Source organism: Mitsuaria sp. BK041 (assembly GCF_014193085.1).
Taxonomy (GTDB): domain Bacteria; phylum Pseudomonadota; class Gammaproteobacteria; order Burkholderiales; family Burkholderiaceae_C; genus Roseateles.
Window position 1 is genome coordinate 342,779 of record NZ_JACHYT010000001.1, and the last position, 17,344, is coordinate 360,122.

17 protein-coding genes and 1 pseudogene are annotated in these 17,344 nt (G+C 68.5%); 10 read left to right on the forward strand and 8 right to left on the reverse strand.

Going from position 1 to position 17,344, the window contains the following annotated elements; genetic code table 11:
- Window positions 1-220: 220 nt before the first annotated feature.
- The gene (locus tag FHT38_RS01455) at window positions 221-2,392 is read left to right on the forward strand and encodes a sialidase family protein (RefSeq protein ID WP_183489158.1); all 2,172 of its coding nucleotides are present in this window, start codon (window positions 221-223) and stop codon (window positions 2,390-2,392) included.
- A gap of 134 nt (window positions 2,393-2,526) precedes the next feature.
- Entirely contained in the window at window positions 2,527-3,618 is a 1,092-nt protein-coding gene (locus FHT38_RS01460; protein ID WP_221213724.1) for a non-reducing end alpha-L-arabinofuranosidase family hydrolase, read from the forward strand.
- Window positions 3,619-3,663: 45 nt separating this feature from the next.
- Here FHT38_RS01460 and FHT38_RS01465 read toward each other — a convergent pair whose 3' ends face one another.
- Window positions 3,664-4,623, reverse strand: a complete 960-nt coding sequence (locus tag FHT38_RS01465) for a polysaccharide lyase family 1 protein (RefSeq protein WP_221213972.1) — start codon at window positions 4,621-4,623, stop codon at window positions 3,664-3,666.
- A gap of 845 nt (window positions 4,624-5,468) precedes the next feature.
- Between FHT38_RS01465 and FHT38_RS01470 the strand changes: the two genes are divergently transcribed.
- On the forward strand, window positions 5,469-7,589 hold the full coding sequence (locus tag FHT38_RS01470) for a LamG-like jellyroll fold domain-containing protein (protein ID WP_183489164.1): 2,121 nt from the start codon (window positions 5,469-5,471) through the stop codon (window positions 7,587-7,589).
- Window positions 7,590-7,671: 82 nt separating this feature from the next.
- Here FHT38_RS01470 and FHT38_RS01475 read toward each other — a convergent pair whose 3' ends face one another.
- Genes FHT38_RS01475 through FHT38_RS01490 form a run of 4 tightly spaced genes read right to left on the reverse strand, consistent with a single transcriptional unit; the run spans window position 7,672 to window position 10,061 of the window.
- The gene (locus tag FHT38_RS01475; protein ID WP_091720690.1) at window positions 7,672-8,169 is read right to left on the reverse strand and encodes a DoxX family protein; all 498 of its coding nucleotides are present in this window, start codon (window positions 8,167-8,169) and stop codon (window positions 7,672-7,674) included.
- Window positions 8,166-8,927 carry a DNA-binding domain-containing protein gene (locus FHT38_RS01480; RefSeq protein WP_183489167.1) on the reverse strand — a complete coding sequence of 254 codons (762 nt, stop codon included), beginning with the start codon at window positions 8,925-8,927 and terminating at the stop codon, window positions 8,166-8,168. Before FHT38_RS01480 ends, FHT38_RS01475 begins: the two co-directional genes overlap by 4 nt.
- Window positions 8,924-9,772: a DUF692 domain-containing protein gene (locus tag FHT38_RS01485; RefSeq protein WP_183489169.1), complete on the reverse strand. Its 849-nt coding sequence runs from the start codon at window positions 9,770-9,772 to the stop codon at window positions 8,924-8,926. Before FHT38_RS01485 ends, FHT38_RS01480 begins: the two co-directional genes overlap by 4 nt.
- Before the next feature lie 10 nt (window positions 9,773-9,782).
- Window positions 9,783-10,061 carry a DUF2282 domain-containing protein gene (locus FHT38_RS01490; RefSeq protein ID WP_091720700.1) on the reverse strand — a complete coding sequence of 93 codons (279 nt, stop codon included), beginning with the start codon at window positions 10,059-10,061 and terminating at the stop codon, window positions 9,783-9,785.
- Window positions 10,062-10,220: 159 nt separating this feature from the next.
- On the opposite strand from FHT38_RS01490, the gene FHT38_RS01495 reads away from it, so the two are divergent.
- Both FHT38_RS01495 and FHT38_RS01500 read left to right on the forward strand, forming a co-directional pair.
- On the forward strand, window positions 10,221-10,784 hold the full coding sequence (locus tag FHT38_RS01495) for a sigma-70 family RNA polymerase sigma factor (protein WP_183489172.1): 564 nt from the start codon (window positions 10,221-10,223) through the stop codon (window positions 10,782-10,784).
- Window positions 10,781-11,422, forward strand: a complete 642-nt coding sequence (locus tag FHT38_RS01500) for an NrsF family protein (RefSeq protein ID WP_183489175.1) — start codon at window positions 10,781-10,783, stop codon at window positions 11,420-11,422. The genes FHT38_RS01495 and FHT38_RS01500 overlap by 4 nt, the downstream gene beginning before the upstream one ends.
- A gap of 570 nt (window positions 11,423-11,992) precedes the next feature.
- Here FHT38_RS01500 and FHT38_RS01505 read toward each other — a convergent pair.
- Window positions 11,993-12,415, reverse strand: coding sequence for a helix-turn-helix domain-containing protein (locus FHT38_RS01505; protein ID WP_147240969.1), 423 nt, complete (start codon window positions 12,413-12,415; stop codon window positions 11,993-11,995).
- 127 nt (window positions 12,416-12,542) lie between these two features.
- Here FHT38_RS01505 and FHT38_RS01510 point away from each other — a divergent pair, with 127 nt between their 5' ends.
- From FHT38_RS01510 to FHT38_RS01520, 3 genes are all read left to right on the forward strand, one after another.
- The gene (locus FHT38_RS01510; protein WP_183489177.1) at window positions 12,543-13,064 is read left to right on the forward strand and encodes a DUF2938 family protein; all 522 of its coding nucleotides are present in this window, start codon (window positions 12,543-12,545) and stop codon (window positions 13,062-13,064) included.
- 67 nt (window positions 13,065-13,131) lie between these two features.
- Entirely contained in the window at window positions 13,132-13,788 is a 657-nt protein-coding gene (locus tag FHT38_RS01515) for a flavodoxin family protein (RefSeq protein WP_183489180.1), read from the forward strand.
- Entirely contained in the window at window positions 13,785-14,009 is a 225-nt protein-coding gene (locus FHT38_RS01520; RefSeq protein ID WP_183489182.1) for a DUF2798 domain-containing protein, read from the forward strand. The genes FHT38_RS01515 and FHT38_RS01520 overlap by 4 nt, the downstream gene beginning before the upstream one ends.
- A 60-nt stretch (window positions 14,010-14,069) precedes the next feature.
- On the opposite strand, the pseudogene FHT38_RS01525 reads toward FHT38_RS01520, so the two are convergent.
- Together FHT38_RS01525 and FHT38_RS01530 are read right to left on the reverse strand one after the other, a co-directional pair.
- Window positions 14,070-14,306: pseudogene (locus FHT38_RS01525) on the reverse strand (Lrp/AsnC ligand binding domain-containing protein); the annotation flags it as partial.
- Window positions 14,307-14,573: 267 nt separating this feature from the next.
- Window positions 14,574-15,314 carry a hypothetical protein gene (locus FHT38_RS01530; protein ID WP_221213973.1) on the reverse strand — a complete coding sequence of 247 codons (741 nt, stop codon included), beginning with the start codon at window positions 15,312-15,314 and terminating at the stop codon, window positions 14,574-14,576.
- A 287-nt stretch (window positions 15,315-15,601) separates the two neighbouring features.
- On the opposite strand from FHT38_RS01530, the gene FHT38_RS01535 reads away from it, so the two are divergent.
- Together FHT38_RS01535 and FHT38_RS01540 are read left to right on the forward strand one after the other, a co-directional pair.
- A complete protein-coding gene (locus FHT38_RS01535) occupies window positions 15,602-16,489 on the forward strand; it encodes a hypothetical protein (protein WP_183489187.1) in 888 nt (295 codons plus the stop codon).
- A 329-nt stretch (window positions 16,490-16,818) separates the two neighbouring features.
- Complete coding sequence (locus FHT38_RS01540; protein WP_183489189.1) at window positions 16,819-17,313, forward strand: hypothetical protein; 495 nt, start codon at window positions 16,819-16,821, stop codon at window positions 17,311-17,313.
- The last annotated feature ends 31 nt before the right edge of the window (window positions 17,314-17,344 follow it).

A 17,344-nucleotide genomic window follows, 5' to 3' on the forward strand; every position in this document is an offset into this window, starting at 1 on the left:
GTCCCTCGTCGCAGCAGCCCTCGCGTCGGGTTGCGGAGGAGGTGGGGGCGACAGCGGCACCACGACGACTCCCAGCCCGACTTCGGGCTCGGGCGCACCGGCCCCGGCGCCCGCGCCCGGGCCTGCTCCCGCGCCAGCGCCTGCGCCAGAACCCGCGCCGGCGCCACCTTCCGCCCCGGCCCCCGCGCCTGCTCCGTCGCAGGCGACGTCCTGGAACAGCATGAAGTTCGGAGGCGGCGGTTACGTCACCGGCCTGGTGTTCCATCCCAGCACGGCGAACCTGCTGTATGCGCGGACCGACATCGGCGGCGCCTACCGATGGAACCCGGCCGCCTCGTCGTGGACCCCGATCACCGACGGCCTGGGCTTCAGCGCCGCGGAGAGCTCCTACCACGGCATCGAGAGCATGGCCGTCGATCCGAACGACGACCGCCTCGTGTACATGGCCGCCGGCATGTACAACACCGACAAGGCCGATGCCCGCCTGTACATCTCCAGCGATCGCGGCGATCACTGGAGCTTCGTCAACCTGCCGTTCTCGACCGGCGGCAACAACGGCGGCCGCGCGATGGGCGAGCGCCTGATGGTCGATCCCAACAAGCCGTCGACCTTGTTCTACGGTTCGCGCACCGCCGGCCTGTGGAAGAGCGAGGACTCGGGCCGCAGCTGGGCGCAGGTCAGCGCGTTGTCCAGCGCCAGGATGACCCAGGACCAGATCAAGGCCGCGGGCGGCAGCGCGATGGGCATCGAGCTGGTCGTGTACGACACCGGCACGAAAGGCACCGGCACCGCGACCTCCACGCTCTACGCCGCGGTCGCGCCGGACTACGCCAGCGTCGCGGGCCTGGGTTCCAACATGTACCGGTCCACCAACGGCGGCGCCACCTGGACCGCGGTCACGACGCCGGTCTCGGGCTTCCACATCCCGCACATGGTGCGTGCCGCCGACGGCGTCTTCTACGTCGTGTTCACCAAGGACGCGGGACCCGGCGCCGGCGGCCCCGGCCGTCTCTACAAGTTCGACGGCACCACCTGGACCCTGCTCAAGAGCGTGGACCCGGCGGGAGGCATCAACTTCGGCCTGGGCGGGGTCTCGGTCCAGGGCAGCGGGGCCAGCACCCGCATCGCGCTGGGCGTGACCAACTCCTGGGGGAACTGGAACGGCCAGCAGATCGTCCAGCTGTCCGACGACGCCGGCCTGACCTGGCGCGAGATCGAAGCGCAGATGCCGGGCGAGATCGCCTCGGGCTGGGTCGACGACGTCGAGATCGATCCCTCCGACCGCGACCACATCCTGCATGTCCACGGGGGCGGCGTCGTCGAAACGCGCAACGCCTCCGCGGCCAAGCCGACCTGGAGCGGCGTCATCGCCGGCATCGAGGAGATCGCCGCGCAGGCCATCGTGGCGCCGCCGCCCGGCGCGTCCTACCTGCTGATCAACAGCTCGGGCGACGTCGGCACCTGGATCCACACGGATGTGACGACCACGCCGACCCGGTCGCCGGGCCTGGGCTGGAGCAACGGCATCGCGGCCGACATGGCGTGGTCCGATCCGCAGTACATCGCGGCCTCCGGCGTCATCAACTCGAGCGCCACCGGCACCGGCTACTGGTCCGGCGACGGCGGCAAGACCTGGACGACCTTCGCCAGCCTGCCGGCCGGCGCCACGACCAACACCTCCAGCGAGTCGAGCCTGGTCGTCACCGCGCGCAACAAGGCGGTCTGGGCGCCCGCCAATTCGGTGCCGTCCTACACGACCGACAACGGCGCCACCTGGACTGCGACCAACCTGCCGGCGCTGCCCGCCGTCGGGTGGAACCGCGGCTACCGGCTGGTGGTCGATCGCAAGAACCCGAACAAGGTCTATGCCTACGACTCGGGCGGCGCCTGGTGGGCGTCGGCCGGCCGGGTCTACGTCTCGACCGATGGCGGCCACAGCTTCGCGCTGAGCCAGGGCTCGGTGACGGCGGCGCTCGCGCCCAACGGCTGGTGGGTGACCTCGATGGCGGTCAACCCCAACGCGGAAGGCGACCTCTGGATGGCCGACGGCAATGCCGTGTACCACTCGGTGGACTCGGGCGCCACCTGGCAGAAGCTCAGCCAGTTCGCATCGGTCCAGGGCAGCAACGCCTGGCCCGACCTGCAGGGCGCCACCGTGGTGGCCCTGGGCAAGGCGAAGGACGGCGCCTCCTACTCGGCGGCGGTCTACGTGGTCGGCACCGTCGGCGGCGTGTGGGGCGTGTACCGCTCCGACGATGGCGGCGCCACCTGGACCCGCTTCAACGACGACGCCCACCAGTTCGGCGGCATCGGCGTGATGGCGGCCGACCAGAACGTCTACGGGCGCGTCTACCTCAGCGGCACCGGCCGCGGGCTGCTGTACAGCAACTGAAGCCTGATCGCCCCTCGCCAGCGTCCGCGTTGCCCCGGGCAATGCGTCGACGCCGGCGGGGCATCACCATCTCGTCACCACCCCGACATCCGCACCGTCACGCTGCGAGGCGAGATCGCCGGAGACCTTCGACCATGCGCAACTTCAACATCACGCCAGGCTGGCCGTCCGCCCTCTGGCTGGCCCTCTGCACGGCCCTGAGCCCGCTGGCCCACGCGGCGGAACCCGCGGCCCAACCCGCGATGGCGCCGGCGCCTGCTTTCGCCTGGGAATCCAGCGAACCCCTGATCAAGCCGCCCGCCGACGCAGCGGGCCTCTTCGGCGTCAAGGACCCGTCCGTCGTCTTCCACGACAAGCGCTATCACGTCTTCTTCACGACGGCCGGCACCAAGGGTTGGGGCATGGCCTACACCAGCTTCGCCGATTGGAAGGACGCGCCCCGGGCGCCGGTCTTCATGCTGGACCAGTCGCCCATCGGGCCCGGTTACCGGGCGGCGCCGCAGGTCTTCTACTTCGCGCCGCAAAAGCTCTGGTACCTCATCTACCAGGGCGGCGATCCGATGTATTCCACGACCACGAATGTGGCGGATCCCCGCTCGTGGACGGCGCCGCGGCCGTTCTACGCGGCCGCGCCGGACATCGTGAAGGACGAGAAGGGCCAGGCCGCCTGGCTCGACTTCTGGATCATCTGCGACGACCGGAAGTGCCACCTCTTCTTCACCAACGACAACGGCAGCTTCTTCCGCGCGGAGACCTCGATCGAGCGTTTCCCTCAAGGCTTCTCCACGCCCGTGCTCGCCATGAAGACCGAGCGGCGTGAAGACCTGTTCGAGGCGAGCAACACCTACAAGATCGAAGGCACCGGGCACTACCTGACCTTGATCGAGGCCATGGGTCCGACCGGGCGCTACTTCCGCGCCTGGCTGGCCGACCGCCTGGACGGGGAATGGCGGCCGATCCCGGGCAGCGCGATGAACCGGTTCGCGGGTGCCGAGAACCTCAAGTTCAACGGCCGCGTCTGGTCGGAGGGCGTCTCGCACGGCGAGATGATCCGCGCGGGCGTCGATCAGACGCTGACGATCGATCCGTGCAAGCCGCTCCAGTTCCTCTACCAGGGCCTGGACATGACGCCCGGCAAGAAGTACGAGTACATCGAGCTGCCTTATCGGCTGGGCCTGATCACGGCCGTCGGTCGCAACGCCATCAGCGATCTGTGCAAGCGCTGATGGCCTTCACGAAATGAGGCCGCCCGGGGTGACGGGCGCCGCCGCTCACTGGCAGCTCAGCTTGGCCAGCGAGGTGCCGGCCCCGGCCACCTGGGGCAGCTTGGCCTTCACGCAGCTGGGCGTGTCCGGCGTGTAGCTGTAGGAGATGCTGACCGGGTAGGCGGCGGTGGTGGTCCAGTCCGACGCGTTCCTGGACGGACTGCTGTCCGAATCGGTCCACGACACCCCGTAGGTGCTGAAGTCCGCCACCTTGGTGATGTTGTTGTTGCGCAGCTCCCAGTAGCCGAGCGTCGGGCTGTCCCGCGAGGTCACCGGGTTCTTGGCGTTCTCGAAGTAATTGGCTTCGATCAGCGAGTAGCCGCCCATGCGCACGTTGATGCCGGAGGCCGTCACGCCGCTGTAGAGGTTGTTGTAGAGGTGGGTGTAGCCACCCCGCTGCAGCGGCAGGCGCGAGCCGACGTTGCGGTAGTAGTTGTGATGGAAGGTGATGTAGCGGTCGCTCGAGTCGCTGTCGCTGCTGCCGATCAGGCCGACCTTGTGGTGGTCGTGGATGGCGTTGTAGCTGTAGGTGATGTGGTGGGCCCCCGCCTTGTTGTCCACCAGGCCGTCGAACTCCAGGTCCCCCGCGCCGGCGCATTCGGCCAGCGAGCTGAACAGCGTGTTGTGGTCCACCCAGATGTAGGCGGGGAACTTGCTGCCCAGGCCCTCGATGCCGATGGCGTCGATGGAGCCGGGCAGCAGGCCGATCGTCATGTTGCGGATGATGATGTTGCTGGCGTCGGCCTTGATGGCCAGGCCGAAGTTGGCGGCCGAGCCGGTGGCGCCCTGGATGGTGATGTCGCGCTTGCCCTTGAGCTCCACGATGTCGCCTGCCGGCTTCTTCCATTGCGTGCAGGGGTCGGGAATGGTGCCGAAATCAAAGCTGCCGGCGTAGGTGATCACCAGGCCGCCGGAGCCGCTGTAGGCATCGACCGCGGCCTGCATCTGCGCGGCCGTGGTGACCACCACGGGCTTGGCCGTGCCGCCGCCGGTGACCGTGCCGGCATAACCGCCGCTGTGGTTGTCGGTCGGTGTGGGCGGCGGGGTGGACGGCGCGGGTGCCGGTGCTGGAGCCGGAGCTGGTGCCGGTGCTGGTGCTGGTGCAGGAGTCGGCGCAGGCGCAGGAGCCGGTGTAGGCGCTGGTGCAGGCCCAGGGGCTGGAGCTGGCGATGGCGACGGCGACGGCGCCGGTGACGGTGACGGTGACGGTGACGGTGACGGTGACGGTGACGGTGCGGGCGCCGGGGCGGGCGAGGGTGAGGGCGACGGCGACGGCGAGGGTGAGGGCGACGGCGATGGCGTCGGGGTTGACGCGGTCGGCGGCGCGGTGCTCGCCGTGGTGTCCGCGTTGCCGGAGCCGCCCCCGCCGCAGGCGGTCATCAGGCTGGTGGCCGCCACTGCGGCAGCGAAGTAGCGGAGTTGGGCCAACTCCACGGGGCCCACCTGCGTGCGTCTTGTCATGATCTTGATCTTCGATGTGCGCGGACCGGCCTCGCCATCGGCCAGGCGATCGTCCGCTCCCAAACCAGCCCTTGCTGCCGCACCGCGTGCCTGCCGATGCAAAGGCGCCCCTCGTCTCCTGCGACGGAGTACCGCTCCCGCATGCGGGAGTCGGAGCCTCCGTTCCCTGGTGTGCTGACAACGTAGTCAGCGGCGCGGATGCTAAGAGGCGTTCGCCATGCGACTGCGTGACAACTGGTAAGTGCTGTCAGCGACTGCCTGAACGCCGTGGTGATAACTCCGCCACACCGATGACATGACCGGCAGGCAAGGTGACGGGGTTGTTGTTCTTCGTTGTTGGATCACCGCCCATGTCGTCAAAGCATCCGAGCGCCTTGTCGCTGCCCCTCTCCTCGCTGCGTCAACTCGAGGGCCTTCCCGACCGCCAGCGCCGATTGCTGCTGCGCGCGGGCCTGGGCCTGTCCCTGGGCGGTGCCGCCCTTCTCACCGCCTGCGGCGGCGGCGATGACAACGACGGCGGCAGCGGCCCGGACGCCGGCGGCGGCACCCCGGCGGGAACGCCGGCCCAGGTCTCGAGCTTCGCGCTGGCCGTGCTGCCGGACACGCAGTTCTATTCGCGCTACGCCACCACCGACGAGAACCTGCAGTTCCAGCGCAAGTACGGCTCGACGCCGTATGTGGCGCAGACGAAGTGGATCGCCGACAACGCCGCGGCGCTGCGCATCCCGTTCACCATCCACCTCGGCGACGTCGTCGACCAGCAGGGCAAGCCGCTGCAGTGGCAGGTCGCGGATTCGGCGATGAAGGTGCTGGAGTCGGCCAAGATGCCGTACTCCATCCTGGCCGGCAACCACGACGTGATCTCCGACGTGGACTATGTCGATGCCAGCAGCCAGTCGGCCAACACCGACGCGCAGCGCAACCTCGCCAAGGAGCCCTACCTGCAGGCCTTCCCGACCACGCGGGCGCAGCAGCAGTCCACCTTCGGCGGGCGCGACCCGTCGGGCTTCCACGAGTACCACGTCATCAACGTCGACGGCAACGCCTTCATGGTGCTGTCGATGTCCTGGCGCGCGTCCGACGCCGCGATCGCCTGGGCGCGCGGTGTGCTCGCCAAGCATCCGACGCTGCCGACCATCCTCGCGACCCACCAGCTGCTCAACATCGCGGCCGACGGCGTGAGCCCGCTCGAGGTCCCCTACGGGCTGATGCTGTGGGACAAGCTGATCCGCGACAACGACCAGATCTTCATGACCCTGAACGGGCATTACCACGGCGGCGCCCACCTGACGAAGACCAATGACTTCGGCAACGCGGTCGAGGAGATGGTGGTCGACTACCAGATGGCCTACATGGGCGGCAACGGCCTCATGCGCCTGTACGAATTCGACCTGACCAACAACAAGATCAAGGTGATGTCGTTCTCGCCCTGGGTCACGCAGAAGCCGACCGACACGCTCAACGAGTTCGACGTGGCGGTGCTCTCCGACGCGAACCATCAGTTCGAGATCAACATCGACTTCAAGAAGCGCTTCGCGCGCTTCAACCCCGACTTCGCCCAACCGGCGGCCGGCAACGCGCCGATCAACGAGCGCGCCAAGGCGGCCCTGCTGACCCACTTCACCGAGCCGGCGCCCAGCGTCAAGAAGGCGGCGGCGGACCCGAGCGACTACCCGGTGGTGGCGTCGACCGTCGCGCACTGGCGCTTCTTCGGCGGCACCGAGGGCGGCGTCGTGCCGGTGGGCCAGGTGATCCAGGACGAGACCGGCGCCAATCCGATCGCGCGCCAGCCGCTGGCCCAGGGCGGCGCCGCGCAGGAAGGCGACCTGACCTGGTCGAGCGACCACCATTACCTTTCGGCCGCGCCGGGCAGCGTGCGCTTCTCCAACTCGGTGAACTCGCCGCTGCGGATGAGCGCCTTCGCGACCGACGTGACGGCACCGCTGAACGGGCTGAGCTTCAGCGCCGGCTACACGGTCGAGGCCTTCCTCAAGCTGCCCGCCAACTGGACGGCGGCCAACAACGCGTGGATGAACATCATGGAGCGCGAGGGGCGGCGCGGCGATGTCGCCGGCATCGACGCCAGCGCCGATGGCGACGAGAGCGCCCTGATCTTCGCGATCTCCAGCCTGCGCGAGGTGCAATGGGAAGTGACGCCGAGCACGCCGGGCACGCGCTCGCCGGCGGCGAATTTCTCCGGCGAGATTGTCACCGAGCGCTGGATCCACGTCGCCATCGTCAACGACCCGGCGCAGAACAGCACCATCATGTACGTGGAGGGCGCGCCCATCCTGCGCAATGCGTCCAACACGAACGGCATCGCGTTCAGCAGCGCCAGCGACCGGATGATCATCGGCGGCGGCGTCTACGCGAACGCGCCGTCGAACGGCTTCCTCGGCAGCCTGGGCGAGATCCGCATCTGCAGCGAGCCCTTGAGCGCCGACAAGTGGCTCACCGCGCGCAAGCGTTGAGCCCGACGCGGCGGGCGGGCTGAAGGCGGCGGGCCCGCCCGCGCCTGGGTTGTCGCGGCCCGGCTCGGCGCGGCGCGGGCCGTCACGGCAGTCGGGGTCTCCCGCTGGAGGACTCGAACAGGACGTGGTCCAGCGACCAGCGCCCCGGACCCCGACCCACCAGATACAGCATCGGTGCCGCCCAGCTCAGGTGGGTCGGCCAGCCCGACGGATAGACGAAGAGCTGGATCACCGCCGTCATCCCCAGCACGCCCAGCGCCGCCAGGCGGGTGAACAGCCCCAGCACCAGCAGGATGGGCAGGAGGTGCTCGGCGCCGGTGGCGAGGTAGGCGGCCCATTCGGGCGGGATCAGCGGCAGCGCGTAGTCCTGGCGGAACAGCAGGAAGGTGGTGTCGGTGAGCGTGAACCAGCCCTCGACCTTGGTGCGGCCGGATAGCCAGAAGACGCCTGCGATGCTGAAGCGGCAGGCCAGCGCGATCAGGTCGTGCGAGATCAACCGCTCCAGGCGCGCGCGCAGCGCGGCCAGCGACCACGAGGCGCCGCTCAGGGCGCGGGACGAGGACGTGGACAGGGTGTTCATGACGGCATCTCCGTGAGGGCGGCGAAAGCGCCTTGTTGAAGCAGGCGACCCAGCGAGGCGCCGGGATCGAAGCAGGCATGGCGGGCCTGGACCGCGTCCAGCGCCTCGCCCAGCGCCTGGCCGGCGGCGCAGGCCTCGAGCAGCGCGCAGTCGGCGCTGTCGATGGCCAGGCCCAGCACCGCGCCGGCGGGCCGCGTCAGCAACGCGCCCTGGCCGTGCCAGCACGGCGGATTCGGATCGGCGGCCGCGGTCCGTGCGGCCTGCCAGAGCGAGAAGGCGGGCCAGTCCGCGCACCAGCGCCAACGGGCCGCGGGATGCGGCACCAGCCGCGCGGTGGCGAGCCGCCCGGGATCGAGTGCCGCGATCGTGTGGAGATCGAGCACCGGCGCGTCGGCCGCGACGTGGCATTCGCTCCAGAGGCGGTCCAGCCGAGCGACCTCGCCCAGCCAGGGCCAGTCGCCGCCGGCCAGCGCCTGATCGAGGAAGGCCGGGAAGTGGGCGCCGTAGTGCTGCAGGTCACCGCCCGCGGGCGGGGCGGCCCGCGCCGCGTCCAGCGCGACGGCCCGCATCCAGTCGTCGCCGACCAGCCGGTGGACGGCCGGGTACAACGAGACCAGCGCCTCCGCGCAGCCCTTCAGCACGGTGTTGCGGTAGACGGCGAAGCCCGGCTGCGCCGCCGGCCCCTCGGGCGGGGCCCGATCGTCGGCCTCGGCCCAGAGGTCGCGCCAGAAGGCGGTCTGGAATTCAACGAGCGTCATGCGGTCACCTCCAGCGCAAGGCGCGGGGCGGCCGCGAGCACCGACTGGGCACGGCCGCGCTCGGCGATCAGCTCGGCGAATGGAGGTAGGTGGCCGTCGCGCTCGAGCAGGGTGGGGCGTGGTCCGATGCGGGCGGTCAGCCGCTCCAGCAGGGCCCAGACCGGCGCCGCCACCGGCGCATCGTGGCTGTCGATCAGCAGGCCGGTCGACGGATCCGCGTCGGGGCGGTGTCCGGCGACATGGATCTCCATCACCGCGTCGCCGTCGATCGCGTCGATCCATGCCGCGGCGTCCAGGCCGAGGTTGCTGGCCGACACGAACACGTTGTTGACGTCGACCAGCAGGCCGCAGCCGCTGCGTCGGACCAGCTCGTGCAGGAAGTCGACCTCGCCCCACGCATGGTCCAGGCGCAGGTAGTGCGAGGGGTTCTCGATGGCGACCGGGCGTCGCAGCGCGTCCTGCAGTCGCGACACGTTGGCCACGACGCGCCGCAGCGCTTCGGTCGTGCGCGGCACCGGCAGCAGGTCCGGCGCGTAGGCGCCGCCGGCGCGGCTCCAGGCCAGGTGCTCGGACACCAGCGCCGGCGCCACCCGGTCGACCAGCGCCGCCAGTCGCCGCAGGTGATCGGCATCGGGCGGCGCGGCGCCGCCCAGCGAGGCCGAGACACCGTGCAGCGACAGCGGATGCGTGGACCGCAAGGCCTCGAGCAGGGCCAGGCGCGGGCCGCCGGCGACGAGGTAGTTCTCGGGATGGACCTCGAACCAGAGCCCCGGATCGCGCGCGGCCAGCGCGTCCTCCGCGAACTCGGGCTTGAAGCCCAGGCCGGCGCCCAGCGCGCGCGTCATGGCCGGCCGATCAGGACTTGGTGGCGGTCAGCGAGCCCATGCCCTTGGGCGTCTTGATCGTCGTGCAGGTGCCGGCGGGCACGTACTTCCAGGCATTGGCCTGGTAGTCCATCTTGGCGGTGCCGGCGCAGGTGGTGCCGGGGCCGGCGGCGCAGTCGTTCTTGCCGGCCATCGCCACGCCGTAGCAGCGCTCCTTCTCGGCGGCGGCTGGCTTGGCGTCTTGCGCCATCGCGGAAGCGGACAGGGTGGTCAGCGTGACCAGGGCGAGGCTCAGAGTGGTCGACTTCATGGGGGCACTCCTTGTGCGGTGGATCGGGGTTGTGGGTCGGACGCGGCGGCGATTCCGTCGCGTTCCGGCAGCTAGTTCGCGACGGACGCGCTCCGGGTTACAGCGCCACGGGAAATTTCCCGGATTCTTTTTTCGAGCGGTCTGTAACCTTCCAGGCCCATGACGCGAATAGACCCCGTGATCGCGACCGAGCATGAGCTGCACGAGCTGTTCCTGGCCGGGCTGGACGGGGACGCGGCGGCCTACCGCCGCTTCCTCGAACGCCTGGGGGCCTTGCTGCGCGGGTACTTCCGGCGTCGGCTGCAGCAGCTGCCGGACGAGGTCGAGGACCTGGTCCAGGACACCTTGATGGCCGTGCACGCGCAGCGCCAGACCTATCGCCGCGGCGAGCCGCTGACGGCCTGGGTGCACGCGGTGGCCCGCTACAAGCTGGTGGACCTCTGGCGCCGGCGCGCGCGGCAAGAGGCCTTGAACGATCCGCTGGACGAGGACCTGGCCGTGTTCGCGACCGCCGACCACGAGGCCGGCGACACCCGTCGTGACCTCGGCCGGCTGCTGGAGCGGCTGCCGACCAGCCAGCGCCTGCCCATCCTGCACACCAAGCTGGAAGGCCTGTCGGTGGAGGAGACCGCGCGCCTCACCGGCATGAGCGAATCGGCGGTGAAGGTCGGCGTGCATCGCGGCTTGAAGGCGCTGGCGCGCCTGTGGAAGGACATGACATGAAGACCGACGAGCTCATCGCGCTGCTGGCCCGGGATGCCGGCCCGGTGCCCACTGGCGTGGGGGAGCGGCGCTTCGCCGCGGCGCTGGTGCTGGGCATCCTGGCGGCCCTGGCCTGGGTGCAGGCCGCCTTCGGCCTGCGGGCCGATCTGCCGCTGCTGATGACGACCGCCGATTTCTGGCAGAAGGTCGCGATGCCGCTGGCGGTGGCGGTCACCGGGCTGGTCGTGGTCTTCCGGCTGGGCCATCCGGGCGCGCGGGTGCGCGGCTGGTGGCTGGGCGTGTGGCTGCCGGTGTCGCTGCTGTGGATCTGGGCCGCGGCCGTGCTGTGGATGGCCGAGCCGGCCGCGCGCATGCCGCTGGTGCTGGGCACCACCTGGCGCAGTTGCGTGTTCAACGTGACGGCGACCGCGCTGCCGATCGGCATCGCGCTGCTGTGGGCGCTGCGCGGCCTGGCGCCGACGCGGCCCACGTTGACGGGCGCGGCGGCTGGCTGGCTGGCCGGCGCGGTGGGCGCCTGCGTCTATTCGCTGCACTGCCCGGAGATGGCCGCGCCCTTCGTCGCCGTCTGGTACGTGCTGGGCATGGGGCTGTCGGCGGCGCTGGGGGCGATCGCCGGGCGGCACTGGCTGAGATGGTGATCAGCCCCTCACTCATCGGCGCTCGCTCGTCCGTCTTCGGAGCGACCGGCATCTCTTTCTGATCGTCGAGCAACTCGTCGTTCACACAGCCTTCCGACAATCTCCGAGAGGGCCAGCCCGACGAGGGTTGCGACGAGGGGGCGGCCGGTGATCAGATGGCCGACCAAGCCGGATAGCACGATCACGAGGACGCGGGCGGTTGAGCAGTCGATTCGCATGGAAGAGATTCCGGCGCTGTCGATCAGCCTGCGCAGGGCTCATGTTGTCGTCAGCAGGGGCGAAGCCGGATGGACTTTCCGGCGCGGGTCGTGCAACCCCGCTTGCCGTATCGCGTCGGAACGCCACGAATGAATGGCGCCCGCGCATGCATCTATCCGATGGGCGATCCCGGATCCCGATTCGAAGTCGGCGTGACTGTCCGATGAACTGATCAACGCCTGCTAGTTCCCGCTCATGCTTGCATTCACGCCAGTAGGGAGAAATCGAAGGATTGGCCAGCCGTCGTCGCGACGGCCCCACAGGCGCTCGGTCGCGCGGTCGTCACTTGGGGGCTCCAAGCCGCCGTCGCGGCTATTCGTCGCGCCGGAACCGCGATTGCACGCGTCGGTCGAGCGCGCCGGACGCGGCGGCCTTGAGCAGGCCGCGGAAGGTCGCGCAGGCAGCGTGGCTCTTGGCGGGGCAGACGGCGGCGTGCTTCAGCCCGCGGCTGATGGCGCGCAGCTGGCGGATCGTCGCGTCGATCTCGTCGGCCTTGGCGGCCAATAGCTGACGGTCGATCACCGGGCCGGTGGGCGTCAGCATCGACTGGATCTCGTCCAGCGAGAGCCCGCCCGCCTGACCGAGTGCGATCAGCGCCAGGTCGTCCAGCACCTTCGCCGGGAACTGGCGCCGCGCGCCGGCCGGTCCGAGCGACCGGATCAGCCCGCGCTGCTCGTAGTAGCGCAGCGTCGAGGACGCAATGCCGGTCCGTTTCGCGACCTGCGCGATGTCCATCGGACCGGGTGGGGATTGGCTCATGAGCGCTTGACTTGAAGTTGACTTCAACTTCTATCGTGCCGCCCATCGACGCCACACGTCAACCCGCCACCCCAACCGCCCGCGACTGCCCACGAGGCCCACGATGACAAGCCCACCGCTGCCCCTCCTCCTTTCCCTGCCGCCGAGTGCCCTCGGCCACATCGCGCTGATCGGCATCGGTGCGACCGCCATCCTCGACCTTTGGCTGATGGCGCTGCGACGCGCCGGCGTGCCCACGCAGCCGATGGCCTGGATCGGACGCTGGGTCGGGCACATGGCGCAGGGACGTTTCGCTCACGCGTCGATCGGACAGGCATCGGCTGTCCCGGGCGAAGCGGTCCTCGGATGGCTGGTGCACTACGCCGTCGGCATTGCTTTCGCGGCCTTGCTCGTGCTGATCGCCGGACCCGGCTGGCTCCTCGCGCCGAGCTGGGAGCCGGCGTTGGGGGTTGGTGTCGCCACGGTCCTGATGCCCTGGTTCGTCATGCAGCCCGCGATGGGCGCCGGTGTCGCGGCGAGCCGCACCGCCGCGCCCTTCCAGAACCGGCTGCGCAACCTGGCCAACCACCTCGTGTTTGGCCTCGGCCTGCTGGTCAGCGCGCTGGCGCTGCAAGCGCTGCGATGAGCGGGCGGGGCCGCGCCGCGGCCCCGATGTCTGCCTGTCCGCCTCCTCTTCCCTCGAAAGGACTCCCATGAAAGCCACCGCCATCCCCACCGACCGACCGGTCCGGACGACACGCCGCCTCGCGATCGTCTATCACAGCGCCCACGGGCACACGGAGCACATCGCGTCGCACATCCGCGCGGGCGCTCGCGACGTGCCAGACGTCGTGGCCGACCTGCTGAAGGCCGAGCACCTCACCGCGACGCCGGCCGACCTGATCGCCTACGACGGACTGGTGCTGGGCTCGCCGACCTACCTGGGCGGCGTGTCGGGACCGTTCAAGCACTTCATGGACGCGACCGGCCCCTTGTGGCGCACGCAGCGCCTGCGTGGCAAGCTGGCGGCGGCGTTCACGGTGTCCTCGCTGCCGTCCGGCGACAAGCAGTCCACGCTGATGTCGCTGTTCGTCTTCTGCATGCAGCACGGCATGGTGTGGGTCGGCAACCCGCTGTTGCCCGAGCAGCACCGCGGCGTGCCCGAGGCGGAGGCGGCCAATCGGCTGGGCTCCTGGTCCGGGCTGATGGCCCAGTCCGCCCACGGCGCGTCAGCGGATGCGTTCTCGTCCGGGGACGTGCGTACCGCCCGCTTGTTCGGGCGTCATGTCGCGGAGACCCTGCATCGGCTGGGCGGCATGGAGGCCGGCAGCTTGGTCGCCGCGTCGGGTGCGACGGGAGCGCCCGCATGACGCCCGAGCGCCGCGCCGGCCTGCTGTTCGGCTTCATCCTGTCGGGGCTGATGTCGCTGCTCGTCTCGGCGGTGACCACGCTGCGCGCGGTGGGGCTGGTCGACGGCGTCGGCGGCCTGTGGATGACGGGGTGGCTCAGTGCCTGGGTGATCGCGTTTCCCACCGTGCTGGTCGTCGCGCCGCTGACGAGGCGGCTGGTGGCACGGCTGACCGGTCGATGAGCGCGACCCGCAGCTCTCGGGTGAACGCGGTCCTTGTCCGCTGACGCGGTTCCCGCTGCCTCACGGGATATACGACAACGGCAGCGCCGTCGTGAATTTCAGCTCCTCCATCGCGAAGCTGGAGCTGACGTCCGAGAGCTGCGTGTTGGCGATCAGCCGCTTGTAGACCTGGTCGTAGGCCGCGATGTCCGGCACGACCACGCGCAGCAGGTAATCGACGTCGCCGCTCATCCGGTAGAACTCGACGACCTCCGGGATCGCCTCGACCGCGGCGCGGAACTGCTCGAACCAGCCTTGCGAATGCATGCTGGGGCGTGATAAATAGGTTCTTAACCAGCCAAGCCAGAGAATCCCTTCTCTGACAACGACTTAGCTGGGTCACCGATTTTTCCGTGATAAATCCGACTTTAACTGGCCCGGAGCGCCGTTTCTGGCCGTGATAAATCAGGTTCTTAACTGGCTCTACCTGCCGCCGCTGGGCGGCCCACCGCATCTGCCACCACCCCCATCTTTCTACTCCGACGCGCCCCCACTTTCCAGCCTCTCAGGTCGCCGGCCATAGCCTCACGGCCCGGCCCTGGATGCGCCAACGCTCACCCGGGCCGCAGCTTCCTTCTTGGCACGCTCGACCTTCCACATCTTTGGCTCAAGCGTTTGCGTGAGCCGAGTGGAGACGCTCAGACGGTAGGCCATCGCTACCCGCTCCCTGGTGAACTGCAGCCGGCGAGCAAACTGATGCTTGTCCCGTTCTTGGCGCAGCTGAGGTGTTGGAAAGAGGTAGGCCTCGTAGTGTTTGAACAGCTCTTCGGTGATCTGTGAGAACTCACCATCGTCGTCGAGCAGCGACGGGTCAGCCGCAGCTCTACGCGGCAACTCCTGAACTGTCTGACGAGTGCGCAGGCGCTCAGCTTCGAGCTCCGCAACGATGGGCTTCGCCCAAGCTCGCCAAGCTTCTAGGTCTGCCGCGCCTAGTTGCTTGGAAGTCTCGGCGCGCGCAAGGTGTCGGTCCACGCAGTCCTTCACATTGACGTCAAGTCGTAGGCGGTACGCTTCCTCTGGTTCTCTCTCCCCTGCGGGAAGGTCCATGAAACCACGGAAGGAGTCGGAGCACTCCTCTGCGGCGCCTCTGACAGTTACTCGCACCAAGTCGTCCCTGCGCAGCCGGTAGACCTCAGCCTTCCCCTCCGTCAGCGAGGCCTCTACCGCCTTGAGCTCCATCTCGCGCCGCGCCAACTGCTCGTCCACGGCGGCCTTCTGGTACAGCGGAATGACCGTGTAGAAGAGGCCCGCCAGCGCCAAGGCCACGCCGACGATTTGCGCTACCGATGCACCGCGGGAGAGCCAACTGTCCCAGCGTGGCGGTGTTGTTGATGGCGGAGCGGCCGGCGCGGCCGGACCTGGCCGTTGGAGGTGACGGTTGCGGGGCGGAATCAGGCCGGGTTGGTGGGCCGGCCGGCGAAGCGGTTTCATTCGCGGGATGCTATCTGCCAAGTCAAGACCTGGCCCTGCTGAGCGTGGATGGAGGCGTCGCATAGGCAAGAATGCGCCGCCGCGCAACATCTGCCGCGCCCTGAGAGCCAACAACAAGACGCATGACCACGCCGACCCCGACCGTTGAGCCGATTTCGTCCACGCTTCTGTCCCCCAAGGTCTGGCTCGCGCCCTATGCGCTGTTGGTTTCCACGCTGTACCTGTGGGGCTACTGGGGCGCCTTCGGCATCAATGTGCTGGACTACATCGGGGCCAGCGACATCATCAAGGCGGCGGTCTATCCGGTGGTGTCGGCCTTCGCCTTCATGGCCATTGGCGCGCTCCTTGGCGAGGTGCTGTCTCCTCGCCTCGAGCCTGGCGCCGGAGCGAATACTCCAGTCGCTCAGGTCCTGCGCAAGGCTGCGCCGTACATCGTCGCTGGCTACTTCGGCCTGATCGTGGTCTTCGCATTGTTTGGAGGACCGAACAAGTGGCACGTCGTACCCATCATGCTTGCCGTTGCTGGGTATGTGCCGGCAAAGGCGTCTGGGTTGCTGGCCAAGGAGATTCGCTCTGACGGCTTCCGCTCAATCGTCGTGTTCCTGCTGGTCGCGCTGGTGCCGTTCTCGTTTGGTCATGGTCGCAAACAGGCCTACGAGGTGACGGACAGTTCCAAGTACCAAGTTGTCGTGTCCGAGTTGCCCGTGAAGAGTTCAGCGCCCAAGTTGGCCACCGCGGAGAAGCCACGCTTCGTCGGCAAGCTTGGCGACCGATTCGCCATCTACGACCCGGTCGCGCATTCCGTTTCGCTCATCGCGGCCTCGGAAATGAAGGTGCTCACATTGGCAGACAGCGAGGTCCTGTCGAAGGCCATGCACTCCGCTGCGGTTCCAGCGTCCGCACCAGCTTCCAGCACACGGGCGTCCACCACTTCATCACCGCTGTCCGCTGCAAGCGCAGCCAGCACGCAGCCTTCCTCTTCGTCTCCAGCTTCAAGTCTGATTCCCTAAGTGTGACTTCATCCTCAACCGCGCGCGTTCGCAGTCGGGTCGACTAGCTGGCCTCCCTATGATGCGCCGCCAAAGATCATGGGAGAGATAGCGTGCTCAAGAAGATGTGGGGAAAGCTCCTTTGCTGGACGGGCAAGCATGACTTCGTTGCCGATTCAGAAGGGAAGCAGCAAAACGCTCACGAATTCGTCGTGAGAGAGTTCCGCTGCAAGCGACCTGGTTGCAAGGGGTACACACACAAAAAGCTGTAGGTACTTCTGGCAGACCGTTGCCGACGATGATCCTGCAAGACCAGCGCTGAGGCGCTATACGGAACTTTGGAGTTCCGCATGTACCCTCACACTGTCCATGTCTGCGCCGCCACCATCCGGCCGGTCATGGTTTCGCCGGCACGGCCGCCCCTGCGCAATGTCTTCGATCTGGATGCCTTGATGTGTCCAGGTGGGGAGACGATGCACTTCTATTCGGTCTACGCTGAGCCTGCGATTCAGGAGGCCCTGGCGGCCGAACAGATTCGTGAAGTCCACCTTGCCCCATTGGATAGCCCTGCACCTATGAGTCGAATGCTTGGAGCGCACTCGCTTTGGGTGCTGGACCAAGTCGTCACGGCTGAAGGAAAGGTTGTCACGGCTCTGCCGAAAGTGTTGCAGCGCGCGCGTTTCAAGCGCGTGGCGCTGGGACTTGGCTTTGTGGCTACGGCCTTCGCCGCCGGCTTTGTGGGGCATGGCGTCGTTGCGGTCGTTGTAGCTCTCCTAGGCTCGTCGATCCTCTCTTCGGGCCTTCGCTTCCCGAAGCAGCTCTACAGTGAAACGGAAGCCGCGTAGCAGGTATGCGCGTGGACGCTGCGTTTCGGGC